Genomic DNA, 22112 nt, shown 5'->3' with positions numbered 1-22112 from the left:
CCCCGTCGGGTCCTGCCGGGACACCGGAGCCGCCTTCGGGTCCTGCCGGGACGCCGCAGCCCCCATCGCGTCCGGCCGGGACGCGGGAGCCGCCTTCGGGTCCGGCCGGGACGCGGGAGCCGCCTTCGGGTCCGGCCGGGACGCGGGAGCCGCCTTCGGATATTCCTGAGCCGCCGATAGGCCGTCCGGGGGACCCGCCCGCGCCCGGACCTCCGCCGCGAACGGTTCCCGCCCCGCCGCCGCCGTCACGTCCGACACATCCCCGACGAGGGCGCACCGCACGAGCCGGGTGCCCTGGGCCCGGGCCGCCTCCTCCGCGCGGGCGCAGGCCGCCGTCGCGCCCTGCGTCCAGTGGTCCGCCGCCGCGAGCGCGGCGAGATCGGCGCCGCCCGCCGCACGGTGCCGGGCGACCACGGCCTGTCCGAGGGCGAGCACCACTCCGAAGACCACGCAGAGGACGGCCACGGCGCAGACGGTCCATACGGTGGCGGAGCCGCGGTCGGCGCAGGGGCGGTTCGGGCGGGGCGGAGTCGAAGGCCCACCGCCCGCCACGGCCCCAAGCGTGGGCGTGGGGCGCCCCGTGCCGGTCACGGCAGCCTCCGGGACCTTGCCGCGGCCGACGCGGGCGCCGGTACCTGGGCCGGCCCCTCTCCCGCCACCGACGCGGGCGCCGATACCCGCCCCAGCACTTCCCCCGACGCCGACGCGGGCGCCGGTACCTGGGCCGACGCCTCCTCGGCCACCGCCACCGCTTCCTCCCGTACCTCGAACGGCAGTCCCCCGAGCACCGGTGGCTCGGCCACGACCAGCACCCGGACCTTGCCCGCGGACCGGCTGACGGTGACCCTCGCGCCGGACGGCGCCGCCTCGCGGGTCACCGCGACGACCTGGTCGGGCGGGTCCTGGCGGGCCGCGGCGCGGGCGCCCGTGCGGGCCGCGTCCACGCACTGGATCTGGGCGGCGACCACCAGCAGCCCCCACACCAGCGCCATCGTGAACATGACCAGCACGGGCAGCACCAGGGCCGTCTCCGCCGTCACGAACCCCCGGTCGGCCCCGCGCGCGCCGCGCCGCTCACATCCGCGCACTGAGGGCCCGCTTCACGATGGCCTGCAGCTCCGCGCTGACCTGCCCGCTGGTGACGACCTTGTAGAGCACCACGGCGAACGCCACCGCCGCGATGATCCCCATCGCGTACTCGGAGGTCACCATCCCCGAGTCCCGCCGGGCGACGAGCGCCCGCATCCGCGCCCGCACGACGCGCACTGCCCTGCTGAGTACTGCCTTCTTCATCGCAACCCCCGTAAGAATCAGTTCCCTTGACATCGACTACGACCGGTCAGTGCCGAACCCCGCTCATCCACCACCCCCTCCCAGCACCCCGTCGGCCAGCCCGATCACGACGGGCAGCACGCCCACCGCGATGAAGGCGGGCAGGAAGCACAGCCCCACCGGCGCCGTGACCAGCACCGCCGCCCTGCGTGCCCGGGCCGTGGCGGCCCGCGCCCATTCGGCACGGGCGTCGGCGGCGAGCCGGGCGACCGGTCCGGCCGCCGGAAGCCCCGACACATCGGCCCGCTCCAGCAACCGCGCGAGCCCTCCGGCGCCGGGCAGCGCGGCCAACTTCCGCCAGGCGTCCCCCGGTTCCCCGCCCAGCCGCACCTCGGCGGCGCCCCGGGCCAGCCCGTCGCCCACCGGACCGCCCAGCGCCTCTCCCACGGCCTGGGCCGCGACCACGGGCCCCGCACCGGCGGCGATGCAGGCCGCCAACAGATCGGCGGCGAGCGGAAGTTGCCGGGCCGCCTCGGCGGCGTCGTACTCCGCCTCCTCGGCCGCGCCCCGCCGCACCCGCCACCGATGCAGGCCGACAGCGCCGACCAGCCCGACCACCACCCCCGCGAGGCCCCCGACGAGCACCCACCCGGCACACCCCACCGCCACGACAGGCGCCCATCGCCGCACCGCCCCGCCCACATCGACCGCTGGCGCGGCCGATGCCTCCACTCCCACCAGGAGCTCCGTGAGCCGCCTCCGCGCCCTGCGCTCCCTGCGCACGGCCCCGGCCCAGCGCACGAGCCAGCCCAGCCCCAGCCCGATCCCCACGACTACCCCCAGCCTGTGGACAACTTCCGTACTCACACCGCCTCCGCCCCGCGCACGATCCGCAGCGCCCACCACACGCCCAGCCCCTCCAGCACCCCACCGGCGACCAGGCACCCGAGCCCGGCACCGGTGTGCAGCAGCACCCGCAAGGGATCAGCGCCCATGACCGCGCCCAGGAGCAGTCCCAGCACCGGCAGTCCGGCGAGCATCAGCGCCGTGGACTTCGCCCCCGCCAACTGCGCTCGCAGATCGGCCCGTTGATCCCGCTCGGCCCGCAACGCCGCTTCCAGCCGGTGGAGTCCGTCCGCGAGGCCGGCCCCCTGGTCCACGGCCACTCGCCAGCACGCGGCGAGTCCCCGCAGTCCTTCGGCACCGGGTTGCCGCGCCGCCACCGCGACGGCTGCGGGCACGTCCCCGCCGAACCGCGCGGCGGCCAGCACGGCGGCCTGCGCGTCCCCGAGCCCGCCGGACTCCCGCGCCGCGACGAGCAGCGCCTCGCCCGGCTGCCGTCCCGCGCGCACCTCCCCGGCGAGCGCGGCGCACAGCGCGATCACCGCGTCGCCCCGCCGCTCACGGGCGCCCCGCGCCTGACCGGCCACCCGCGCCCGGCGCAGCAACGGCACCGCGACCGCCCCGGCGACCAGCGGCAGTACGGAGGCCCCGAGCACGGCGAGGAGAACCCCGCCCACGGCGGCCCACCACTCGCCCCTTAACCGCCCTCGAACCCACCGCACCCGCCCGAAGGCGACCGCCCGCCAGTCCGGCGGCCCGGCTCCCACGGCCCCGCCCCCGGCGAGCAGCAACCGCGCCCGCCGCACCCCGGCGTTCCGCCCGCTCATCAGCCACAACGCCGCCGCCCCGGCACAGGCCGCGGCCCCACTCATCCCAACGTCACCCATCGCACTCCCCGCTCATTCCGCCGTCACCCCTCGCGCTCACCCACACCTCGCCCCACACCCGTCACCCCTCGCGCTCACCCACACCTCGCCCCACACCCGTCACCCCTCGCGCTCACCCACACCTCGCCCCACACCCGTCACCCGCCAACAGCACGCCCCGCTCCCGCAGCACCCCCCGCAACCACTCCCACCCCCGCTCGGCCACGAACGCCCCCGTCCCCCACCGCAGCGCCGGCACCGTCCGCACCAGACCGGCCTCGTCCCGCTCCAGGACATGCACCTCGGCGATCCGCCGCAGGCCGTCCCGCCCCCGCACGAGATGCAGGACCACCGACAACGCCGCCGCCACCTGGCTGTGCAGGGCCGCCCGGTCGAGGCCCGCCGCCGTGCCGAGCGCCTCCAGGCGGGCGGGGACGTCGGCCGCCGCGTTGGCGTGGACCGTGCCGCAGCCGGCGTGGCCGGTGTTCAGCGCGGCCAGCAGATGCACCACCTCCGGTCCGCGCACCTCGCCGACGGCCAGCCGGTCCGGCCGCATCCGCAAGGCCTGGCGGACCAGGTCCTGGAGCGTGACGAGCCCGGCGCCCTCCTGGTTGGCGGGTCTGCTCTCCAGTCCGACGACATGCGGGTGGTCGGGGCGCAGCTCCGCGGAGTCCTCGGCGAGCACGATGCGTTCACCCGGTCCTACGAGCCCGAGCAGCGCGCTGAGCAGGGTGGTCTTCCCGAACCCCGGACAAAGACACCACTGCTGAGGCACACTCACGTCATGAAGACCACCCAGACGGGGGGCGCCCGGACGCGCGCCGTGATTTATGTCCGAATTTCGCAGGACCGCACGGGCGCCGGCCTCGGCGTCGAGCGGCAGCGCGAGGACTGTGAAGCCCTCGCCGAACGCATGGGCTGGGACGTCGTCGAGACCTACGTCGACAACGACGTGTCCGCCTTCTCCGGCAAGCTCCGCAAGGACTACCGGCGCATGCTCGCCGACCTCGACGAGGGCAAGGCCACCGTCGTCATCGTCTGGCACACCGACCGGCTCACCCGCTCGATCGTCGAGCTGGAGGAGTACATCGAGCTGTCCGACCGGCGGGGCATCGCCACCCACACCGTGCAGGCCGGGACCGTCGACCTCGCCACCCCGTCGGGGCGGATGACCGCGCGGATCCTCGGCGCCGTCGCCCGCCAGGAGTCCGAGCACAAGGGCGAGCGCGTCGCCCGCGCCCGCCGCCAGAAGGCGCTGAAGGGCGAGTGGATGGGCGGTATCCGCCCGTTCGGCTGGGGCGTGCCCACCGGTGAGATGCGCGCCAAGGTCGACCGGAAGACTGGCGAAGAGGTCCAGGTGCCCGAGCTGGACATGCTCAAGGTGGTGCCCGAGGAGGCGGAGGCGCTGCGCTACTTCACGGACGAGATCCTCTCGGGTGGGTCGATCCGGTCGCTGGTGAAGTGGTGCCGTGACAAGGGCATCACCACGACTCGGGGCAACCCGATGACCCACACCGACCTCAGGGACATGCTGCTGCGGCCCCGCAACGCCGGGATCGCCGTGTACCGGGGTGAGGAGGTCGGCCGCGGCCTGTGGGAGCCGATCGTCGACGAGGCGAAGTACAGGGCCGTCTGCGCGATCCTCAAGGATCCGGCGCGGACGACGACCCCGGGGGCTCAGCCGAAGTGGCTGGGGTCGCTGCTGTACCGGTGCGGGCGCGCGGCGTGCACGCACTTCGTGTACGTCACCCAGTCCGGCGGGCGCTCCTACCCGTCCTACCGGTGCCAGACCGGGCACGGCGGCGGGCGGCGCGCCGAGGTCGTCGACCAGTACGTCGAGGACACGGTCGTGGAGCGGCTGTCACGGCCGGACGCGCACGAGCTGCTGGAGCCCGCGCCGGACGGGGTGGACGTGGCGGCGTTGCAGGCGGAGAGCGAGGCGATCCGCCGGCGCATGACCGATCTGGCGGGCCTGTTCGGGTCGGGGCAGATCGGTATGGAGGCGTTCACGACGGGCACGGATACGGCTCGCGCGCAGTTGGAGGGTGTGACGCAGCAGCTGGCGCGGGCGGCGACGCGGGATCCGCTGGCGGGTCTGGTGGGGGCGCCGGATGTGCGGAAGGCGTGGAAGGCGCTGGGGTTGGAGCGGCAGCGGAACGTGCTGCGGTCGCTGGTCGAGGTGACGCTGAAGACACCACGGCCGGGGCGGATGCCGGACGGCAGCTACTTCGACTACTCCGCCGTGGTGTTCCGCTGGCTGCGGGGGAAGGCGCCGAATTCATGAGCCCTTCGGCGGCGTGGGCTCACCTGAATCATCGTCCTCGTCGGACACTTTCGATACACCGACAATAGCCGACAGTCGGGAGACCTCTTCGGACAGCTCCCGAAACGCTCGCATAACCGCCAGCAAATCCATGTCACCGACCGCGTTGACGCGATCAGCGTAGTAGTAGGGCGATTCGTATCGCACCGCTCGGCCCCTCGCGCGATCGCGCTCCTCCTTCTTCTTCCGGAGGACAGGGTCCATGCGCATCGCCGTATTCCATGCAGCAAGGCGCCCGGGGTCCTCGGACCCTTGATAGACCAGCGGAACATGCTTAAGCAGATCAAGCAGCAGCCGTTCAACGGCGCGCTCGTACTCCTCCGCAAGGTCAGCATCGGCGCCATAGCTTCGAGCCTTCACGCCGAACTGAAGTACCTGGGCAAGCGACTCGCGCAGCCCTTTCGGAAGTACAGCCAGGGCCACAGACCGAGTGTGGTTGGAGGGTTGCGTAGAGATCTGCAAAGGAAGTGCTTCGTCCACAGATTCACTGGTAAACAAATGGATCTGATTATCCCGGTCCTCCCCCCTATCAGTCGCCTCCTCGGCTGACATTGAGAAGAGATCGGGAATCAATTCAGGCTCTGCGCCCTCAAGGATCCGCAGCATGCTGCCCGGCTCCCAACGGAGAGCCCTCTCAATCAGGCGCAGCGACTGGGGCCAGCGAGCACGTGGAGTACGCCCATCCTCCGCGACCTGAATGCTCTTCTCAGATACGCCGGCACGCTCACTGAGCTGTCGACGGCTCATACCCATCGCTTCCCGCCGCTCGCGAATCTTCTCTCCAAGCCTGGCCCAGGCTTCCGGGTCCCGGGTTACGTCGGCCACGGCACGGCCTCCTGTCAACGGTTGGCAACAGGTACAGCCTAAGACTCTGGCATCGAGTAGGCATCGTGTCCACCCGCGCCCGGTGTCGTTACCTCACGATCTAGGCAACGAGACCACAGTTTCTGGCGTCAACACTTGGCATCAATGCCACACGGGATGTAGCTTCTGGGGCGTGAAGACGAACGGACTCTTGATCCGTCGCCGACGCATCGAGCTGGGGTATGGCATGAACCGGTTCGCTGCGCTGGCGGGGATCAGCGGGGCAGCGCTCAGTCGCATTGAGAACGGCCAGCGACAGCCGCGCCCCGAGACGCTCAAGAAGATCACCGACGCGCTCGGCTGCCAGATCCAAGAGGTCGTCGCCGAGACGAACGGCGCCGGTCCCGCGTGCGAGGCGGGACCGGCTGCTGGAAACGACGAAGAGGCCGCGTGCGAGGCGGCCTCTCCAGTCGAGCAATCCCCACTCCCCAGCTAGAAGAGATCGGAACAGCTCTATGCACCAGAGAACCACGTCGTCGGCCCTGCCGTCGACTCCGAGTGACCAGCACCGCACCCACGCCGCGCCCGTCCTGGCCGCACAGCCGCGCAGGTGGACGTTCCTCGACAAGGACTCGGGAGACCCGGTCTCCTTCACCTGCATGCCGGGCTGCGTCATCCGCCACGACATCACCGACGAGGACAAGAAGCGCAACCCGGACGAGATCATGTGCTGGACCGCGCCCAACGGAACGTCGCGCCTGCCCATCGACTCGCGCGGCATCCCCGAGAACAGCATCGTCCTGTCCGCGCAGATCCAGGTGAACCCCCTCGCCACCTCCATGGCAGACCGGCTCCCCCACGTCTCCCTGGAGTTCGTCGAGGACCAGCACATCACCGGCCTCGCCCCCGACAGCCTCGCCGTGGTCATCAGCGTCCTCGCCGAGCGCGTGGAAGCCCTGCGCCGCACCCACGCGGACCTGGTGCAGCTGCGCGCCGCGTACCTCGGCCAGCTGGCCCCCGAGCACGCCCCCTGCGACAAGGCGGAGGCGTCGCCGGTGATGCGGGCCTGGGACGCCATCGAGGCCGTCTTCGCCGCCTCTCAGGACGCCGAGCTGACGCGTAAGGGGCTGCGGGACTTCGTCGACGCGACCGCCACGAAGGCGAAGCCGGGGAGGCCGGAATGAGGGCCGTCACTCTCGTCAAGTCGACCGCCGAGGACCGCGTCATCAACCTGCGGCTCCTCCAGCAGCACCCCGGCCTGGAGCCCCTGCTGACCAAGCCGACCGCCGTCTGCGCCTACGACGGCACCCCGTCCGTCACCGTCAGCACCGGCCGGATCGGCAACCGGTACGGCCTGTGCGCCAGCTGCCACGACTCGGAGAGCCGCCTCCAAGCCGCCGCCGAGGCCATGGAGGCGTTCCGCGCCGAGAAGCGGGAGGCCGGCCACCTCACCGAGCAGGTCGAGGACTTCATGAACACGGCGGTCCTGATCGCGTCGCTGGCGCAGGACCCGAAGGCCGCCATTGGCGCCGTGTTCCGGGACCTGGCCGAGGAGCGCGCCGGAGCCTGCCATGGCTGAGGCGATCAACGCCGCGGCGGCCGGAGACACCTCCGGCCGCCCGGCCCGAACCGACCGGCCCCGTCGTTTCAAGGACGACGCCCGCAACGAGGCGTACTGGGCGCGCATCGACGCGATCGTCGACGCCGCCCCGCCCCTCACCGACGAGCAGCGGGCCGTGATCAGAACCGCATTCCAGTCCGCAGCGCGGGAGGCGGCATGAGCGAGCAGATGCGCCCCGAATGCGCCCACTGGATCGGCGCCGAACACCGCCACTGCCGGAAGGCCGACGGCGTCCGCCGTTTCCTCCCCGGCCTGCGCTGCCCAGAGCACACCCCGCGCGCCCTCCAGGGCCTGCCCGAGATCCCACCGGGACCCGGCTGGCCGGCCCGCGCCTGGACGACGCCCACCCCGGACTCCGTGGCCGCCGTCATCGACGACCGCGCCATCGCCTCCGGAAAGCGCCGCTCCAACCCGCACACGTACCGCGCGGCCCAGGCCGCTGAAGCCCAAAGGAGGGCATCGTGACGCGCACCCCGCTCGACACGTTCTGGTCCGACCAGGCCCACGCCCACGCCCGCGACCTCGCCGTACACGGCACCCCCGCGGTCGTGGCCCTCCCCCTCGACGGGGGCGCCTGCGACTGGTGCGACTGCACCGTGACCGCCGACAACCACGACGCCCGGTTCTGCGCCGGCTGCCCACGCGAAGCGGACATGGTCCTGCACATCTACAGCGCCCGCAACGGCCAGCGTGAACGGGCCATCCAAGTGTGTCCCGGCCACCAGGGCGACGCCATCCGGTTCATCGCCTCCGTCGTCGCCGCCGGGGGGTTCCGGTGACGGATGCCCTCCCCGAAGCGGGGGTGCGCCTGGTCCTCACCGTGGACCTCACCGGCCCCTACAGCAGCCACCGGGACGTGGCACGCCACCTGCGCGAGCAGTGCCGCCGCAGCATCGACTGCGACACGGTGATTGTGCGCCTGGGGGCGGACGCGGTCCGCCACCACATCGACCTTGGCCGGTCGATCGCGGCCGAGTTCTTCCTGACCGCCCGGCACATCGAGGTCCACGCGCCGGCGGGGAACGTCCTCGGCCCGATCATCCACGCCGAGGTCGCCCGGTACGTGCGCCTGTTCACGGCCGACTACGCCCGTCAGACGGGCTCCCAGACGACCGAACAGCCCGCCGGGCACCCGCCGGGCTGACCCGGCCGCGTGTGGGGCTCCAGCAGCCGTCTGGAGCCCCACACGCCCCACACGTCACCCGTCGGCCACGCACGAAAAGAGCAACACCTTGAACAACACAGGCCCGACGACAGCGCCCTACAGCGCACGGGTCTCTCTGCCCTCGGCAGGCCGCTGATGGGATACCAACTGCGCCGCTGGCTCGCTGACCGGCTCCCGGTCGGCCTGTCCTCCGGCGAGCGCCTGGTCGCGCTGGAGATCGCCGACCAGGCCAGTGACAAGACCCGCGTGGCGAGCGCGCCCGAGGTGCTGGAGACCGTGGCACGCCGTGCCGGGCTGGCCGGGGTCAAGCAGGTCGGCAAGGTACTCGGCAAGCTGGCCTCCAACGGCATCGAGCTGCGCGTCCCGCTGAAGGACCACCTCGGTCAGCCTCTGAAGGACAAAGCGGGGCGGACGGTGTTCGCGTGTGCGGGACACCGGACCACGTTCCGGGTGCCCAAAGAGGACGAATGCAGCGCACTGATGGTCTCCCTGGCGGGGGACCATTCCGCCCCTGAAAGGTCCCCCGCCAGGGAGACCATCGATCAGGAAAGGTCCCCCCGCAGGGAGACCAAAAGGTCCTCCGCTGGGGAGACCATCCGCGACGAAAGGTCCCCCGCTGGGGAGACCAAAGAGCCGGAATGGTCCCCCGCTGGGGGGACCCTTATCCCTCAAAGAACAACCTCAACAACTACAACTACATCTCCGGCTGTCGCCGGAGACACCGACAGCCGCGACGCCGCGCTCTTCGACGAACCGGCACCCGCTCCCCCCGCTGCGAAGGCACCCAAGCGCCGGTCCGCCTCCAGCAACCCGGCCGAGCCGGTGAACCCCGACGCCTTCGCCGACTTCTGGAAGGCATACCCCCGCCGCACCGAGAAGCGGGACGCCGTCCGCGCCTGGAACCGGGCCATCGGCGACGGCGTGCCGCCCGAGCGGATCGTCGAGGCCGCCAGGGCCTACGCCATCGAGCGCCGCGAGGAACCGCCGAAGTTCACCAAGCACCCGGCCAGGTGGCTGAACGCGGGCTGCTACGACGACGAGCCCGCCGCCCCGGCCCCCGGCCGTACCGGGCACCAGCCCTACGCCAACCCCGATGACCACGACGTCTACGACGAGGACATGTTCTGATGCCCGCTGACCAGACCCGCACCACCCGCCTGACCATCGACCACGCCGCCCTGGGCATCCCCGCCGGCTCCTACGCGCTGCCCACCCGCAGCGCAGTCGGCCACCTCGGCGAGGACACCGCGGACCGGTTCGCCGAGCACTTCGCAGGGCGCCTGCCGGTCTCGGCGCTGACGGCCGCCGAGACCGCGTTCCTGCGGGAATACTTCTTCGACCAGTTCGCCGACCGACGCCAGCACGCCCTGGACTACTTCAGCCGCAACGTGCCGCTGCGGTTCCGGGACGCGGCTCCCGACGAGCGAGCCACCGCCTGGGCGCAGCAGGTAGCGGCCGACCCGACGGCCGCCCGGTCGGTCCTGCTCCTCGGGCCGACCGGCACCGGCAAGACCCACTGGGGCTACGGCGCACTCCAGGCCGTCGCCAGCGCGGGGGCCTGGATGCCCTGGAAGGCCATGACGGAGGCGGACCTGTACTCCCTGCTCCGGCCGCGCCCCGGCCACGACTCGGAAGCCGAGTTCCGGAAGATCGCCCGCACGCCGCTGCTGTTCCTCGACGACCTCGGCGCCGCCAAGCCCTCGGAGTGGGCGGAAGAGGTCATCTACCGGCTGGTCAACCACCGGTACGACGAGTGCCTGCCGTCGCTGTTCGCCAGCAACCTCCCGCCGAAGTCCCTCCCCGACGCCCTCGGCGCGCGGGTGGCCTCCCGGCTGACGCAGATGTGCGACCGGATCGCTCTCAAGGGCGACGACCGGCGCCTGTCGAAGGAGGGCCAGGCGTGACCGAGACCGAGGAGTTGACCCGCCCGCTGCCGTTCGACAAGGCCGCGGAACAGTCCGTGCTCGGCGGCATGCTGCTGTCCGAGGACGCGATCGGCGACGTCGTCGAAGTCCTCTCGGGCGCCGGCGACTTCCACGCCCCCGGACACGAGACCATCTACAGCTCGATCCTCGCCCTGCACGCGGCCGGACAGCCCGCCGACCCGATCACCGTCACGAACCGGCTGCGCGAGCAAGGCCTGCTGGCCCGGGTCGGCGGCGCGCCCTACCTGCACTCCCTGGTCAAGGCCGTTCCCACCGCCGCGAACGCCGAGTACTACGCGGGCATCGTCCGCGACTGCGCCGTCCGCCGCCGCCTGATCAAAGCCGGGACCCGGATCGTGCAGCTCGGCTACGACGGCGCGGACCCCACCGAGTCCATGGACGCGGCCCAGGCCGAACTCAACGACGCCGCGCAGATCCGCGAGGACCCCGACTCGGCCCTCATCGGCGACGACCTCGGCGACCTCATCCACGAACTGGAGACCCTCCAGCGCGACGGACACGCCACCGGCGTCCTGACCGGCTACACCGACCTCGACGGCCTCACCCACGGCCTTCACCCCGGCCAGATGGTCATCATCGCGGGCAGGCCCGCCCTCGGGAAGTCCACCGTCGGCGTGGACATGGCCCGCCAGGCCGCGATCCACGACGGCCGCCCGTGCGCGTTCTTCAGCCTGGAGATGTCCCGCCGCGAGGTACAGCACCGCATCATCTCCGCCGAGGCCCGTATCGGCCTGCACCACATCCGCGGCGGCAGCATGAGCGACTCCGACTGGGTGCGCTTCGCCCAGCACATGCCGCGCATCACCAAGGCACCGCTGACGATCGACGCGACCCCGAACCAGACCGTTACCCAGATCAAGGCCCGCTGCCGGCGCCTGAAGCAGCGCGGCGGCCTCGACCTGGTCGTCATCGACTACCTGCAGCTGCTCTCCTCCGGCAGTACGCGCCGCACCGAGACCCGGCAGCAGGAGGTCTCCGACATGAGCCGCGCGATCAAGCTCATGGCGAAGGAGCTCGACGTGCCCGTGGTCGTCCTCGCACAGCTCAACCGCGGGCCCGAGCAGCGCGCCGACAAGAAGCCGCAGGTGTCCGATCTGCGGGAGTCCGGCTCCCTGGAGCAGGACGCCGACATGGTGATCCTGCTGCACCGCGAGGACGCCTACGACAAGGACTCCCCGCGCGCCGGTGAGGCCGACCTGATCGTCGGCAAGCACCGCAACGGGCCGACCTCGACCGTCACCGTCGCCGCGCAGCTGCACTACTCCCGGTTCGTCGACATGGCGAGGATGTGATGAGCGCACTCACCGAGCAGGACATTGCCGCCGCCCGAGCCCAGGGCGACCTGGCCGCGCTGCTGCTGATGGCGTCGGGGCTTCCCGTCACCGCCGTCCCGCAGCCGCGCGCGAAGAAGCCCGCCCCCGTGCCGCCCCGGTCCCGGCCGGGCGCGTGGCCGGACGGCACCCGCTCCCCCGGCCTCACCCCCGAGGCCGCCGCCTACCTCCACCAGCTGTGGCCCGACCGCTACCCGGCACCCGGGGCAGGTGCACAGTGACGGCCGCATGCGGACTGTGCGGCGAGCAGCTGGAGCGCGGCTACCTCTGCCACCGGCACGCCCTCGCCCTCGCCGAGCGCCTCGAGCGGCTGCCCGCTCTGTTCGCCGAGCTCGCCGAGCACCTGGTGCCGCGCCGTACCGGCCTCGTCGAGGTCGGCGGCACACCGGGCCCCTGCTCCCCCGTGAACGAGGACGTCATCGACCTGCGGCAGGGCGGCGTCGTCCTGATCGTGGAGTCGTGGCGGGCGGACGTGCAGCGCGTGCGCTGGCCTCAGCACAGCCCGCCCCCCACCGAGGGCGGCATGGACCAGCGTCTCGCGACCGCCTGCCGATGGCTCGGCATGGAGCTGGAGTGGATCGCCGCCCACTACCCGGCCGCCGGCGACCTGGCTCGGGAGGTGCGGGACCTGGAGGCCGGCATGCTCGCCATCGTCGGAGATCCCCCGCCGAGGCGGCAGCACATCGGCAGGTGCGTCGCCGTCACCGACCACGCGGGCACCGTGTGCGGCGCCGTGCTGTCCCGGCTGCCCGGTGAACCGGTGCGGTGCCGGTCCTGCGGGACCGAGTACCGCACCGAGCAGGACCTGCTGCTGCTGCGGCACTACCAGCCGCGGCAAAGCGCGTGAGGCGGCTATTGCTGCGGTTTGGCGGGGCGCTCGGGCAGCTCGTCCGTCTCGTGCGTGAGCCAACGCAGGAAGCCGACGAGATGCGACTGCATGTCCGACCCGACCTCAGCCACGGCGCCCTTGGCCCGCTCGTACAGCTCGGGGTCGGGGCGGAATGCCTTGGCGGGGTGCTTGTGGACTGAGGGCATACCGCATCTTCGCACGGCGGCTAGCCACCGGTCTACCGTCCTGCTACGGTGGTGGCTAGCCACCTTGAACGGTGGAAACAAACGACCCCCGGCGGTGCTGGAACACCGACCGAGGGCCTGACCGAAACCCCATCCTGACCAACCAGGAGGAGATCCGGCTATGGCCGATCTTGCCATGCCCGCGGACACCCGCGGCACCACCCCCGCCCGGCGCCTGATCGCCGCGGGCGTCATCCGCCGCAGCCCCGGCCGCACCCTCACCGTGCGCGTCACCCAGGCAGGCGTCACCGGCACCATCCGCAAGGCGGTGGACGCGCGATGACGAAGAAGCCCACCCCGTCCACCGAAGCCCGCGACCTGCGCGCACTCCTCGACGTCGTCGCCGACGCCCTCACCGTCGACTACGGCGCCCCCGACTACGACGAGCGGCTCAAGGAGCGTGCGCGCATCGCCCTGGTCGTCCTCCGTGACGGGCTCGCCGACGGCCCCGACCGCATCGGCTGGAACACGGACTGGCTCCGCCACAAGCTCACCGCCGAGGAGACCGAGGCCGCCGAACGCGCCAAGAACCGCTGCCGCCGCTGCCACCGCCGCTTCGACCCCACCGACACCAGGTCCGACGGCCACGCCCGCTACAGCACCACGCCCTGGTGCTGCGCCTGCGTCGACCGCTGCCACGAATCCACCGACACCGCGCACGCCTGCCCCGTATGCGACCCCACCCGCCACGGAGGTGCACAGTGAAGACCGGCCTGAAGAAGACCGGCACGTGGGCGCTCCCCGTGCTGCTCACCGTCATCGCCGTCGTATGGGCCGTCGCCGCCATCGGCGACATCCTCACCGCGCAGGCACACCCCGCGTTCGCCTACTCCGTCGCCGTCCTCTACGACGCCGTCTGGCTGTACGCCCTCGCCCAGGAGACCGCCCACCGCCGGCAGGGCTCCAGCGCCCGACTCCCCCAGGCGATCGGCTGGACGTTCCTGCCCCTCACCGTCGCGATCCTCGCCGCGCACGGCATCCTCGCCGCCGACTGGCTCGCCGCCACCGTCGGCGCCCTGATCCCGGTGCTGGCGAAGGTGACGCTCGTCATGGCCGTCGACCGCGACACCACACGGATCAGCCCGCGCGCCCAGGCCGCCATCGACCGTGCGCGTGCCGTCACCCGTGACCGCATCGCCGTCTCCCGCGCCGTCGCCCAAGCCCGCGCCGACGAAACCCGGGCCGCCGCCGACATTGCGAAGCGGTCGAGGAAGGCCGAAGCGGACGCCGCGGTCACGACGTTCGAGGCATTCGAAACCTACGCCGAGACCCTCGACCGGCACCCCGTGCCGGACTGGCACACCCCCCTGCCCGCCCTCGTCTCCGACCGCGAGCTGGAAGCCCTCCTCGCCGGGGGCGTGCCAGACAGCGAAACCGCAGATGGCACGGGGGGTTCCGACCTCCCCGGCACGCCCGGCGGTCACGTTTCCGGCACGCCCCCGCTGGAAGGCCCCCGCGAGGCGAACAGCCGGGCCGTGGCCATGCTCGCCGCCGAGCTGTACGCCACCGATCCGCCGCCGTCGAAGCGGAAGTTCAGGGAGGCGATGCGGGCCGCGATGAACGAGCGGCAACTGACCGGTGGCTGGGACGTGATCGATGCCCTGTACGACCGTGAGAAGCAGCTCGCCGAGGGTGGGGAGTGATCGCCGTGAAGTGGATCCTCCTCGGCGCGGCGCTCGCCGTGCTGCTCCTCGTCCCGCAGGCCCTCGCCGCCGTGGTCACGGTCGCCGCGGCTGCGGTCTCCCAGCCCGTCCTCGTGGCGTTCACGCTCGGCGCGCTCACCCGCCCGCACATGCGCACCCCGAAGGGATGGTGGACGCGGTGAGCGACGCCCTGCAGAAAGCCGAGCAGGCGGCACGCGAGGCCGCCGAGAGCACCGAGATGACCCGGCTCGTGGCCGCCGTCCTGGCCGCCCAGCAGCTCCACAACCAGCAGCCCACCCCGGCACCGGCCCCGGCGCCCGCCCGCCGCCCGGTCGGCCTGTACGTCGCGGCCGGCATCGGCGGAGCGGTCGCCCTCTCGTTCCTGGCCATGGCCGCCGCGCTCCTCGCGGTCGCCGTCGCCATCGGGGGTGTCTGCGCCACCGTCTGCCTGCTCGTCCTGCGCGGCCTGTGGGCCGACTACCAGAACCAGAAGAGGAAGTGACCGTCATGGCGTTCACCGACAAGGACCCCCACAACCTCAGCGAGTTGGCCCGCGTGATCGCGCTCGGCGTCCGCATCGAGCACCGCCGAGCCCGCGGCAAGGGCACCAAGCGGCTGGAGAACCGCGTCGACGCGATCCGCGAGAAGGCGCAGGCCCGCGAGAACGCCCGCCGCAAGAAGTGACCCCGCCCCGGGGACGGCGCCATACCGGCAAGCAGCCGCCGTCCCCGGGCCCCTGAACCCCAAACAGAGGCAGGAAACCCCAGCATGACCGACAACGTCGTACAGCTCCACAAAGAGCTTCCCGACACCCTGTCCGCCACCGTCATCGACGTCGTCGAATCCGCCACGCCCCGGCCCGTCGACCCGCCCGAGCAGGCCCCCGACCCCGGCACATGGATCGCCGACAAGCAGGCCTACCTCGCCGACGCCCCGCCCGTGATCCCCCCGGCCCTGCGCCGCTGGGACACCTTCAAGGACACCGCCCGCTGGACCGTGTCCTACTATGCGCACCTCACCGGCTTCCACGCCCTGCGCGCCCCCGTCTACCTCGCCCGTCTCCTGCTGCGCTCCCCGCGCGGCGCCGGACGGCTCATCATCCGCTGGGGCAAGTGGGTCGCCGACACCGAGGCCCGCCCCGTCGAGGCCAAAGCCGCCGCCTCTGCGGACATCGAGGCATGGCTGGCCCTGTCCCGCGAGCACTCCCGCCGCGTCCGCCCCCGCCGCATCGCCTCCCTGGCCGTCGCCACCGCCACTGGGATCACCACCCTCATCGCGGGCTTCCTCGTACCCGGCTGGACCCTCACCGCCGCCATCGGCGCCGCCGCCCTGACGGGCCTCGCAGGGAAGAAGGGCGACAAGCCCCTGATCACCCGCTACGTCGCCACCAACGTGATGCGCCGCCTGGACTCCACCGAGATCTTCGACGCGCTCGCCGCCATCGGCTTCGAGGGCAAGAAGGGCCGCAAGGGCGTCGAGTTCGCCTCCGAGGTCATGCGCGACGGCCCCGGCTGGCGCGCCGAGATCGACCTCCCCCCGGGCGTCGAAGCCACCGCCGTCCTGGAGAAGCGCGCCGCCCTCGCCGCCGCCATGCGCCGCCCCATCTCCACCGTGTGGCCCGAAGCCGACCGCACCGCCCACCCCGGCCGCCTCGTCCTGTGGGTCGCACAACGCGACCCCGCAAAGGCCGGCCGCAAGCTGTGGCCGCTCATGAAGGAGGGCCAGGCCGACGTCTACCAGCCCCTCCCCTTCGGCTTCGACCCGCGCGGCAACCTCGTCGAGATCACCCTCATGTACTCCAACCTCCTGGTCGGAGGCATCCCCGGCTCCGGCAAGACCTCCTGCGCCCTCGCCATCGTCCTCGGCGTCGCCCTCGACCCCACCGCCGAACTGTGGATCTACGAACTGAAAGGCTCCGGAGACCTCGACTCCGTCAAGCCGATCTGCCACCGCTACGTCTCCGGCGACGAAGACGAAGACCTCGAAGCCGCCCTCGCCGGCATGCGCTCCGGCATCGCCGAATACCAGCGCCGCGCCGCGTTCGTGCGCTCCCTCCCGGCCTCGGAGGTTCCCGAGGGCCGCAAGGTCACCCGCGCCCTCGCCGAGAAGTACCCCGAGCAGCAGCTCGGCCCGCGCGTCATCGTCGTCGACGAGGTCCAGGAACTGTTCACCCACCCCGACTACAAGGACGAAGCCGCAGCCCTGGCCACCCGGCTCATCAAGAAGGCCCGCGCCTACGGCATCATCCTGATCCTCCTCACCCAGAACCCCGACGCCCCCAGCCTGCCCACCTCCGTGTCCAGCAGCGTCGGCACCCGCCTGTGCCTGGCCGTCATGGACTGGCGCGCCAACAACAACGTCCTCGGCACCGGCGCCTACGACCGCGGCCTGCGCGCCACCGACATCAGCGTCGACGAACAGGGAACCGGCATCCTCGCCCGCGGCCGCGAAGGCATCACCGTCCGCGCCGCGTTCATCAAGCAGACCGAAGCCGAAGACATCGCCGCGCGCGCCCTGGCCCTGCGCACCGCGGCCGGCACGCTCACCGGACAGGCCGTCGGCGCGGCCGTCGAGGAACACGACGCCGAGACCGTCCTCGACCACCTGCGCGCCATCTGGCCCGACGGAACCGACTCCGTGCACTCCCACCGCCTCGTGGAGGCCCTCGCCGCCTACCGGGCCGACCTGTACGGGCCGTGGACCGAGATGGACGCCGCCGGATCGTCCACGGCCCTGTCCGCCGCCCTCAAGCCCTTCAAGATCTCCACCCGGCAGCTGACCATCCGCGACTGCTGCGGCGGCGCCAAGGGCCTGCGCTGGACCGACATCGCCCCCACCGACGACGACGCGTAAACCCCCCGCGAACCGGTTTCGGATCACCCCTGTGGTTTCACCCCGATCCGAAACCGGTTTCGCCCCCGATATCGGGCCTGACCTGCGAAGTTTCGGGTTTCGGCTCGTCCGTCAGAGCCCACGGAGGGAGCCTGTCCGAGGTTGCCCGGCCTCCGCCGGGCTTGAAGTCGGGGAAGGTCACACAGCCATACGTCCGCCCAATTGTTCGAATGGTCACCACTCGTCCAGACCTTCACCCACCCTCTTACGGGTGTCAGAACAGCCCGATACGCTGGGACTGTCTGGGGGACTGTCTCGCTCGCCACACCACTCGGTCGCACGCCGCAAAGAAGGCTGGGCTAACGTGGAGGGAGACGAGACGAAAGGGGGCGACCATGGGAACTGTCCACGACGTGGCGGCATACATTCTGTCCAAGGCCGCCCCAATGTCGGCCATGAAGCTGCAGAAGCTCTGCTACTACGCCTACGGCTACCACCTTGCGTGGGAAGACGAGCAGATGTTTCCTGAGCGCTTCGAAGCCTGGGCCAACGGCCCAGTGGCCCCCGCTCTCTACGCCTGCCACCGAGGCCGGTTCACCCTCAACAAGGGAGACATCTCCGGCAACCCGGAGGCGCTGACCGTGGGGCAGCGGGAGTCAGTCGACATCGTGCTGGAGAACTTCGACCAGTACACCGCTCACCAGCTGTCCGAGATGAGCCACCAGACCGAAGGACCCTGGGACATGGCTCGCCGTCGAGCTGGTGCTCGTGAGCTGGAGCGGTCGAACGAGGAACTCAGTGACGTCGACATGTTCGAGTACTTTTCTCGACTGATCTCGACGAGCGCCGACGACTAAGAAGAACCGGGGCGGGGTGGCAAAACCGAAAAAACGCCTGGCCACGCCAGGCAAGCCGACCCAGGGCAAGCAGATCGTGCTGCCCGCTCAGGGCAAACTCCCCGGGGCGGGCAGTTCGCATGAGCGGGTCTGCTGGCGCTTCACCCACGCCGACATGGAGGGGCGCTGGGGGCTGCAGCACATGGCCACCGAGACTTGGAATGCCGTCCTTGGGCGGCTCGCCAACTTCGAGACCATGACGGTGCAGGAAGTCCGGGAATCGAGCATCTACACCGAGTACGACCTCCCCAGCGGCCTGCTCCCCGAAGCAATGCGCCGGCTGGAAGAACTGAGGCTCGGCGACATGACGAAGATCGGCCGCTTCCGCGTCTGGAAGAAGCCCCGCCTGTACGGCTTCATGGAGGGCAACGTCTTCCACGTCCTGTGGTGGGACCCAGAGCACGAGATCTACCCCTGGGAACCGCGCAACACCTGAACACCAGCCACACTGACCACATGGAGCAGCTCTACGCCCCGCCCGGCCACCTCACCGCCGCCCAGGCCCGCCAGGCCCTCGGCATCAGCGCCGGAGCCCTCCGCAACCTCGTCTACCGAGGACAGCTCACGCGCTCCGGCGGCACCGAACGCCGCCCCACCTACGCCGCCCGCGACGTCGCCGCCATCGCCGCGAAACGCCGCGAACGCCAGTCCGCTTGACCCCAGGTCAGAGCCTGTGTGACGATCGCCGTGCACCACTGTGCCCACACACAGCCCCGAGGCCCCAGCCGACCTAGGAACGGCTGGGGCTTCGCCGTACCCCCTCAGACTCCGCGCAGGGCCAACCCATCGCTCACACCGTGCGGGTTGCTGCTGGCGCTCCGCCCTGCGCGGCCACAACGTCACACAACTCTGGGGAGAAGCCATGCCGCGCAAAGCGATGCAGGTGTGCCCCACACCAGGCTGCCCCACACTCACCCCCAGCGGACGCTGCCCCACCTGCCAGGCCAAGGCCAGAGCAGCCAGGCCGGCGCCCAGCACACGCGGCTACAACACAGCCTGGCGCAAGGCCAGCGCCGCATACCTGCGTGACCATCCCTGGTGCGAATGCCCCGAGTGCACTGCCCTGCCCCTCCTGCAACGGGACCTGGCCACCGAGGTCGACCACATCGACGGCCTCGGACCACTCGGACCCCGAGGCTTCGACCCCAGCAACTGGCAAGCCATGTCCAAACGCCACCACTCCCGCAAGACCGCGGCTGAAACCTGGGGAACCTGATCACGGAATGTGACCGGACCCAGGGGGGTGACCCCCAGCCGGCTGGGGGGCCGACAGCGCGGGGGAGGGCGCTGGAAAGTGCGTCAGGTTCAAAGGGTCCACCGTCGTCACGCAACGTGACGGCATCTGGTGCCGCGCAACGCGGCTCGGAGGAGGGAACCGTCATGGCCCGTGGAGGAGCCCGAGTCGTCTCCGGACCGGCCCCCGATCCGCTCGCGCTGCGCCGCAACCGGCCCTCGGACAAGGCCGGGTGGACGCTGCTGCCCGCCGAGGGTCGGCAGGGTGAGCCGCCCGAGTGGCCGCTGACCGATGCCACGCCCCGGGAGTGGGACCTGTGGTTCGAGCTGTGGGGGCGGCCGCAGGCAGTGATGTGGGAGGAGCTGGGCCAGCACTTCGAGGTGGCGTTGTTCGTCCGCTCTCTGGTTGAGGCCGAGCAGCGCGAGGCGAAGGTGGACGTCCGCAAGCTGGTGCGGCAGTACCTCGACAGCCTGGGCCTGTCCGTGCAGGGGATGCTCCGCAACCGGTGGAAGATCTCGCCGGGCGTCGAGCCTGCTCCTGCGGTCGTCGTGGATGGCGGGCCGGAGGTGCCGGCGCCGCCGCGGAAGACCGCGCGCGACCGCATGAAGGTGGTTCCGTTCCGTGGCCCGGGGGCGTGAGCCGGAGGCCGCCGAGTTCGTCGTCGACTTCCCCACGCTGTGGGTCGTCCCGGACTGGATCGAGGCTCACTGCCCGGTCCCGGACGGCTTCCGCGCGGGTGAGGACCTGGAGTTGTACCCGTGGCAGCTGTGGTGCACGGTCAACCACTACCGGGTGCGGCCCGAGGCCCGGGCCGGGCAGCTGGCGCCCGCGTTCCACTACCGGCGCTCGCAGGTCGTGGCACCGCAGAAGACCGGCAAGGGCCCGTGGTCGGCGACGATCGTCCTCGCCGAGGCGGTGGGGCCGGTCGTCTTCAACGGCTGGGCCAGCGGTGGCGAGCGGTTCGTGTGCGCCGACCACGGGTGCGGGTGCGGCTGGTGGTACCAGTACGAGCCGGGCGAGCCGATGGGCCGGCCGTGGCCGACCCCGCTGATCCAGTTGACGGCGACGTCCGAGGACCAGGTCGCCAACGTGTACCGGCCGCTGCAGGCGATGGTGAAGAAGGGGCCGCTGTCGGAGCGGATGCGGGTCGGTGAGGAGTTCACCCGCATCGGCGAGGACGGCCTGATCGACACGGTCACGTCGTCGGCCATGTCCCGGCTGGGCAACCCGATCATCTTCGCGCTGCAGGACGAGACCGGCCTGTACACGAAGGAGAACAAGCTCCGGCGGGTCGCCGAGACGCAGCGCCGCGGCGCGGCGGGTATGGGCGGCCGGTCGATGGAGACCACGAACGCGTGGGACCCGGGCGAGAAGTCGGTCGCGCAGACGACGTCGGAGTCGAAGCGGCGGGACATCTTCAAGTACCACCCGCAGGCCCCGAAGTCGCTGTCCTTCAAGGACAAGCGGCAGCGCCGGCGGATCTTCCGGCATGTGTACGCGGGCTCGGCGCACGTCGACCTCGACGCCATTGAGGCCGAGTGCGCCGAGATCATGGAGTTGGACCCGGCGCAGGCCGAGCGGTTCTACGGCAACCGGTGTGTGGCGGGCTCCGACAGCTGGCTGGACGTTGCGAAGTGGGCGTCGAAGGCGAAGAAGCGGCGCGTGCCGCCGGGGACGCGGATCGTGCTCGGCTTCGACGGCTCGGACGTGGATGACTGGACGGCGATCCGCGCGGAGACGATGGACGGCTACCAGTTCACGCCGTTGTACGGGCCGAACGACGAGCCGACGATCTGGAACCCCGAGGACCACGACGGCCAGGTCCCGCGCGCCGAGGTGCGGGCGGCCGTCGACCAGCTGATGCGCCGCTACGACGTGGTCCGCATGTACGCGGACCCGCCGTACTGGGAGACCGAGGTTGACGAGTGGGTTGACCGGTACGGGGAGGAGCGTGTGATCCGCTGGCACACCCGGCGGATCATCGCGATGCACGCCGCGGCTGAGCGGCTGAAGACGGACGTCCTCAAGCGGAACGCGGATGGTGCGGCGTTCACGCACGACGGCTGTCCGATCACCTACGAGCACGTCGGGCACACGCGGGCGGCCGCGCGCCCGGCTGACCGGTACGTCCTGAAGAAGGCGAGCCCCTCGCAGAAGATCGACGCGGCCGTTACGTCGATCCTCGCGCATGAAGCGCTCGGCGATGTGATCGCGGCGGGCCTGGCCGAGCCGGAGACGTCCTACTACTACGGCAAATGAGAC

The 22112-nt window shown here is 71.6% G+C and carries 30 protein-coding genes and 3 pseudogenes; 25 read left to right on the top strand and 8 right to left on the bottom strand.

The window, feature by feature from the left end; translation table 11 throughout:
* Nucleotides 1-249: 249 nt before the first annotated feature.
* The 6 genes and pseudogenes from ACZ7L7_RS25525 to ACZ7L7_RS25500 form a co-directional block, all read right to left on the bottom strand.
* Nucleotides 250-450, bottom strand: a pseudogene (locus ACZ7L7_RS25525) (Rv3654c family TadE-like protein); the annotation flags it as partial.
* Between the two features lie 281 nt (nucleotides 451-731).
* Nucleotides 732-1088 (bottom strand): annotated as a pseudogene (locus tag ACZ7L7_RS25520) (TadE family type IV pilus minor pilin); the annotation flags it as partial.
* Nucleotides 1075-1293, bottom strand: a complete 219-nt coding sequence (locus tag ACZ7L7_RS25515; protein ID WP_471431104.1) for a DUF4244 domain-containing protein — start codon at nucleotides 1291-1293, stop codon at nucleotides 1075-1077. The gene ACZ7L7_RS25515 and the pseudogene ACZ7L7_RS25520, both read right to left, overlap by 14 nt.
* A 63-nt stretch (nucleotides 1294-1356) precedes the next feature.
* Complete coding sequence (locus tag ACZ7L7_RS25510) at nucleotides 1357-2139, bottom strand: type II secretion system F family protein (protein WP_285514242.1); 783 nt, start codon at nucleotides 2137-2139, stop codon at nucleotides 1357-1359.
* On the bottom strand, nucleotides 2136-3002 hold the full coding sequence (locus ACZ7L7_RS25505; protein WP_352230225.1) for a type II secretion system F family protein: 867 nt from the start codon (nucleotides 3000-3002) through the stop codon (nucleotides 2136-2138). Before ACZ7L7_RS25505 ends, ACZ7L7_RS25510 begins: the two co-directional genes overlap by 4 nt.
* Before the next feature lie 112 nt (nucleotides 3003-3114).
* A pseudogene (locus ACZ7L7_RS25500) lies at nucleotides 3115-3729 on the bottom strand (ATPase, T2SS/T4P/T4SS family); the annotation flags it as partial.
* A gap of 36 nt (nucleotides 3730-3765) precedes the next feature.
* Between ACZ7L7_RS25500 and ACZ7L7_RS25495 the strand changes: the two are divergent.
* Nucleotides 3766-5265 carry a recombinase family protein gene (locus ACZ7L7_RS25495; protein WP_472077330.1) on the top strand — a complete coding sequence of 500 codons (1500 nt, stop codon included), beginning with the start codon at nucleotides 3766-3768 and terminating at the stop codon, nucleotides 5263-5265.
* Here ACZ7L7_RS25495 and ACZ7L7_RS25490 read toward each other — a convergent pair.
* Entirely contained in the window at nucleotides 5260-6129 is an 870-nt protein-coding gene (locus tag ACZ7L7_RS25490; protein WP_472077328.1) for a helix-turn-helix domain-containing protein, read from the bottom strand. The two genes, ACZ7L7_RS25495 and ACZ7L7_RS25490, sit on opposite strands and share 6 nt — an antisense overlap.
* Before the next feature lie 172 nt (nucleotides 6130-6301).
* Here ACZ7L7_RS25490 and ACZ7L7_RS25485 point away from each other — a divergent pair, with 172 nt between their 5' ends.
* The 12 genes from ACZ7L7_RS25485 (at nucleotide 6302) to ACZ7L7_RS25430 (ending at nucleotide 13018) form a co-directional block, all read left to right on the top strand.
* Entirely contained in the window at nucleotides 6302-6604 is a 303-nt protein-coding gene (locus tag ACZ7L7_RS25485; protein WP_472077327.1) for a helix-turn-helix domain-containing protein, read from the top strand.
* 19 nt (nucleotides 6605-6623) lie between these two features.
* Entirely contained in the window at nucleotides 6624-7292 is a 669-nt protein-coding gene (locus tag ACZ7L7_RS25480) for a DUF6907 domain-containing protein (RefSeq protein ID WP_472077325.1), read from the top strand.
* Nucleotides 7289-7687, top strand: coding sequence for a hypothetical protein (locus ACZ7L7_RS25475; RefSeq protein WP_472077323.1), 399 nt, complete (start codon nucleotides 7289-7291; stop codon nucleotides 7685-7687). The genes ACZ7L7_RS25480 and ACZ7L7_RS25475 overlap by 4 nt, the downstream gene beginning before the upstream one ends.
* Nucleotides 7680-7889 (top strand): hypothetical protein, encoded by a 210-nt coding sequence (locus tag ACZ7L7_RS25470; RefSeq protein WP_472077321.1) that lies wholly within the window; start codon nucleotides 7680-7682, stop codon nucleotides 7887-7889. Before ACZ7L7_RS25475 ends, ACZ7L7_RS25470 begins: the two co-directional genes overlap by 8 nt.
* Nucleotides 7886-8194, top strand: coding sequence for a hypothetical protein (locus ACZ7L7_RS25465; RefSeq protein ID WP_472077319.1), 309 nt, complete (start codon nucleotides 7886-7888; stop codon nucleotides 8192-8194). The genes ACZ7L7_RS25470 and ACZ7L7_RS25465 overlap by 4 nt, the downstream gene beginning before the upstream one ends.
* On the top strand, nucleotides 8191-8508 hold the full coding sequence (locus ACZ7L7_RS25460; RefSeq protein WP_472077317.1) for a hypothetical protein: 318 nt from the start codon (nucleotides 8191-8193) through the stop codon (nucleotides 8506-8508). The genes ACZ7L7_RS25465 and ACZ7L7_RS25460 overlap by 4 nt, the downstream gene beginning before the upstream one ends.
* Nucleotides 8505-8873 (top strand): hypothetical protein, encoded by a 369-nt coding sequence (locus tag ACZ7L7_RS25455; RefSeq protein ID WP_472077315.1) that lies wholly within the window; start codon nucleotides 8505-8507, stop codon nucleotides 8871-8873. The genes ACZ7L7_RS25460 and ACZ7L7_RS25455 overlap by 4 nt, the downstream gene beginning before the upstream one ends.
* A 156-nt stretch (nucleotides 8874-9029) precedes the next feature.
* The gene (locus ACZ7L7_RS25450; RefSeq protein ID WP_472077313.1) at nucleotides 9030-10022 is read left to right on the top strand and encodes a hypothetical protein; all 993 of its coding nucleotides are present in this window, start codon (nucleotides 9030-9032) and stop codon (nucleotides 10020-10022) included.
* Nucleotides 10022-10798 carry an ATP-binding protein gene (locus tag ACZ7L7_RS25445; protein WP_472077312.1) on the top strand — a complete coding sequence of 259 codons (777 nt, stop codon included), beginning with the start codon at nucleotides 10022-10024 and terminating at the stop codon, nucleotides 10796-10798. The genes ACZ7L7_RS25450 and ACZ7L7_RS25445 overlap by 1 nt, the downstream gene beginning before the upstream one ends.
* Nucleotides 10799-10866: 68 nt before the next feature.
* The gene (gene dnaB, locus ACZ7L7_RS25440) at nucleotides 10867-12132 is read left to right on the top strand and encodes a replicative DNA helicase (RefSeq protein WP_472077412.1); all 1266 of its coding nucleotides are present in this window, start codon (nucleotides 10867-10869) and stop codon (nucleotides 12130-12132) included.
* A complete protein-coding gene (locus tag ACZ7L7_RS25435) occupies nucleotides 12132-12392 on the top strand; it encodes a hypothetical protein (protein ID WP_472077310.1) in 261 nt (86 codons plus the stop codon). The genes dnaB and ACZ7L7_RS25435 overlap by 1 nt, the downstream gene beginning before the upstream one ends.
* A complete protein-coding gene (locus ACZ7L7_RS25430; protein WP_472077308.1) occupies nucleotides 12389-13018 on the top strand; it encodes a hypothetical protein in 630 nt (209 codons plus the stop codon). Before ACZ7L7_RS25435 ends, ACZ7L7_RS25430 begins: the two co-directional genes overlap by 4 nt.
* A gap of 5 nt (nucleotides 13019-13023) precedes the next feature.
* On the opposite strand, the gene ACZ7L7_RS25425 is transcribed toward ACZ7L7_RS25430, so the two are convergent.
* Nucleotides 13024-13206 carry a hypothetical protein gene (locus ACZ7L7_RS25425; protein ID WP_472077306.1) on the bottom strand — a complete coding sequence of 61 codons (183 nt, stop codon included), beginning with the start codon at nucleotides 13204-13206 and terminating at the stop codon, nucleotides 13024-13026.
* A 160-nt stretch (nucleotides 13207-13366) separates the two neighbouring features.
* Between ACZ7L7_RS25425 and ACZ7L7_RS25420 the strand changes: the two genes are divergently transcribed.
* The 12 genes from ACZ7L7_RS25420 to ACZ7L7_RS25365 all read left to right on the top strand — a co-directional run bounded on the left by ACZ7L7_RS25420 (nucleotide 13367) and on the right by ACZ7L7_RS25365 (nucleotide 22109).
* Nucleotides 13367-13528, top strand: a complete 162-nt coding sequence (locus ACZ7L7_RS25420) for a hypothetical protein (RefSeq protein ID WP_472077304.1) — start codon at nucleotides 13367-13369, stop codon at nucleotides 13526-13528.
* Nucleotides 13525-13950 carry a hypothetical protein gene (locus ACZ7L7_RS25415; RefSeq protein WP_472077302.1) on the top strand — a complete coding sequence of 142 codons (426 nt, stop codon included), beginning with the start codon at nucleotides 13525-13527 and terminating at the stop codon, nucleotides 13948-13950. The genes ACZ7L7_RS25420 and ACZ7L7_RS25415 overlap by 4 nt, the downstream gene beginning before the upstream one ends.
* Nucleotides 13947-14888 (top strand): hypothetical protein, encoded by a 942-nt coding sequence (locus tag ACZ7L7_RS25410; RefSeq protein ID WP_472077300.1) that lies wholly within the window; start codon nucleotides 13947-13949, stop codon nucleotides 14886-14888. The genes ACZ7L7_RS25415 and ACZ7L7_RS25410 overlap by 4 nt, the downstream gene beginning before the upstream one ends.
* Nucleotides 14889-14893: 5 nt before the next feature.
* Nucleotides 14894-15070, top strand: a complete 177-nt coding sequence (locus ACZ7L7_RS25405) for a hypothetical protein (protein WP_472077298.1) — start codon at nucleotides 14894-14896, stop codon at nucleotides 15068-15070.
* Nucleotides 15067-15390 (top strand): hypothetical protein, encoded by a 324-nt coding sequence (locus ACZ7L7_RS25400; RefSeq protein ID WP_472077296.1) that lies wholly within the window; start codon nucleotides 15067-15069, stop codon nucleotides 15388-15390. Before ACZ7L7_RS25405 ends, ACZ7L7_RS25400 begins: the two co-directional genes overlap by 4 nt.
* Before the next feature lie 5 nt (nucleotides 15391-15395).
* Nucleotides 15396-15572, top strand: a complete 177-nt coding sequence (locus ACZ7L7_RS25395; RefSeq protein WP_472077294.1) for a hypothetical protein — start codon at nucleotides 15396-15398, stop codon at nucleotides 15570-15572.
* 84 nt (nucleotides 15573-15656) lie between these two features.
* Nucleotides 15657-17741: an FtsK/SpoIIIE domain-containing protein gene (locus ACZ7L7_RS25390; protein ID WP_472077292.1), complete on the top strand. Its 2085-nt coding sequence runs from the start codon at nucleotides 15657-15659 to the stop codon at nucleotides 17739-17741.
* Between the two features lie 374 nt (nucleotides 17742-18115).
* The gene (locus ACZ7L7_RS25385) at nucleotides 18116-18577 is read left to right on the top strand and encodes a Panacea domain-containing protein (protein WP_472077290.1); all 462 of its coding nucleotides are present in this window, start codon (nucleotides 18116-18118) and stop codon (nucleotides 18575-18577) included.
* Between the two features lie 16 nt (nucleotides 18578-18593).
* Entirely contained in the window at nucleotides 18594-19052 is a 459-nt protein-coding gene (locus ACZ7L7_RS25380) for a hypothetical protein (protein WP_472077288.1), read from the top strand.
* 20 nt (nucleotides 19053-19072) lie between these two features.
* Nucleotides 19073-19273, top strand: coding sequence for a hypothetical protein (locus ACZ7L7_RS25375; protein WP_472077287.1), 201 nt, complete (start codon nucleotides 19073-19075; stop codon nucleotides 19271-19273).
* Nucleotides 19274-19996: 723 nt separating this feature from the next.
* Nucleotides 19997-20488 carry a hypothetical protein gene (locus tag ACZ7L7_RS25370; protein ID WP_472077285.1) on the top strand — a complete coding sequence of 164 codons (492 nt, stop codon included), beginning with the start codon at nucleotides 19997-19999 and terminating at the stop codon, nucleotides 20486-20488.
* Nucleotides 20472-22109, top strand: a complete 1638-nt coding sequence (locus ACZ7L7_RS25365) for a hypothetical protein (protein WP_472077283.1) — start codon at nucleotides 20472-20474, stop codon at nucleotides 22107-22109. Before ACZ7L7_RS25370 ends, ACZ7L7_RS25365 begins: the two co-directional genes overlap by 17 nt.
* The last annotated feature ends 3 nt before the right edge of the window (nucleotides 22110-22112 follow it).

It is taken from the genome of Streptomyces sp. NPDC110618 (genome assembly GCF_055657065.1).
This window is presented reverse-complemented; position numbering and strand designations above follow the sequence as displayed.

Excerpts from the sequence above, each read along its gene's own strand:
- ACZ7L7_RS25515 (WP_471431104.1), bottom strand. The coding sequence starts at position 1,293 with ATGAAGAAGGCAGTACTCAGCAGGGCAGTGCGCGTCGTGCGGGCGCGG.
- ACZ7L7_RS25505 (WP_352230225.1), bottom strand. The coding sequence starts at position 3,002 with ATGGGTGACGTTGGGATGAGTGGGGCCGCGGCCTGTGCCGGGGCGGCG.
- ACZ7L7_RS25495 (WP_472077330.1), top strand. The coding sequence starts at position 3,766 with ATGAAGACCACCCAGACGGGGGGCGCCCGGACGCGCGCCGTGATTTAT.
- ACZ7L7_RS25480 (WP_472077325.1), top strand. The coding sequence starts at position 6,624 with ATGCACCAGAGAACCACGTCGTCGGCCCTGCCGTCGACTCCGAGTGAC.
- ACZ7L7_RS25475 (WP_472077323.1), top strand. The coding sequence starts at position 7,289 with ATGAGGGCCGTCACTCTCGTCAAGTCGACCGCCGAGGACCGCGTCATC.
- ACZ7L7_RS25470 (WP_472077321.1), top strand. The coding sequence starts at position 7,680 with ATGGCTGAGGCGATCAACGCCGCGGCGGCCGGAGACACCTCCGGCCGC.
- ACZ7L7_RS25465 (WP_472077319.1), top strand. The coding sequence starts at position 7,886 with ATGAGCGAGCAGATGCGCCCCGAATGCGCCCACTGGATCGGCGCCGAA.
- ACZ7L7_RS25450 (WP_472077313.1), top strand. The coding sequence starts at position 9,030 with ATGGGATACCAACTGCGCCGCTGGCTCGCTGACCGGCTCCCGGTCGGC.
- ACZ7L7_RS25445 (WP_472077312.1), top strand. The coding sequence starts at position 10,022 with ATGCCCGCTGACCAGACCCGCACCACCCGCCTGACCATCGACCACGCC.
- dnaB (WP_472077412.1), top strand. The coding sequence starts at position 10,867 with ATGCTGCTGTCCGAGGACGCGATCGGCGACGTCGTCGAAGTCCTCTCG.
- ACZ7L7_RS25435 (WP_472077310.1), top strand. The coding sequence starts at position 12,132 with ATGAGCGCACTCACCGAGCAGGACATTGCCGCCGCCCGAGCCCAGGGC.
- ACZ7L7_RS25425 (WP_472077306.1), bottom strand. The coding sequence starts at position 13,206 with ATGCCCTCAGTCCACAAGCACCCCGCCAAGGCATTCCGCCCCGACCCC.
- ACZ7L7_RS25420 (WP_472077304.1), top strand. The coding sequence starts at position 13,367 with ATGGCCGATCTTGCCATGCCCGCGGACACCCGCGGCACCACCCCCGCC.
- ACZ7L7_RS25415 (WP_472077302.1), top strand. The coding sequence starts at position 13,525 with ATGACGAAGAAGCCCACCCCGTCCACCGAAGCCCGCGACCTGCGCGCA.
- ACZ7L7_RS25395 (WP_472077294.1), top strand. The coding sequence starts at position 15,396 with ATGGCGTTCACCGACAAGGACCCCCACAACCTCAGCGAGTTGGCCCGC.
- ACZ7L7_RS25390 (WP_472077292.1), top strand. The coding sequence starts at position 15,657 with ATGACCGACAACGTCGTACAGCTCCACAAAGAGCTTCCCGACACCCTG.
- ACZ7L7_RS25385 (WP_472077290.1), top strand. The coding sequence starts at position 18,116 with ATGGGAACTGTCCACGACGTGGCGGCATACATTCTGTCCAAGGCCGCC.
- ACZ7L7_RS25375 (WP_472077287.1), top strand. The coding sequence starts at position 19,073 with ATGGAGCAGCTCTACGCCCCGCCCGGCCACCTCACCGCCGCCCAGGCC.
- ACZ7L7_RS25370 (WP_472077285.1), top strand. The coding sequence starts at position 19,997 with ATGGCCCGTGGAGGAGCCCGAGTCGTCTCCGGACCGGCCCCCGATCCG.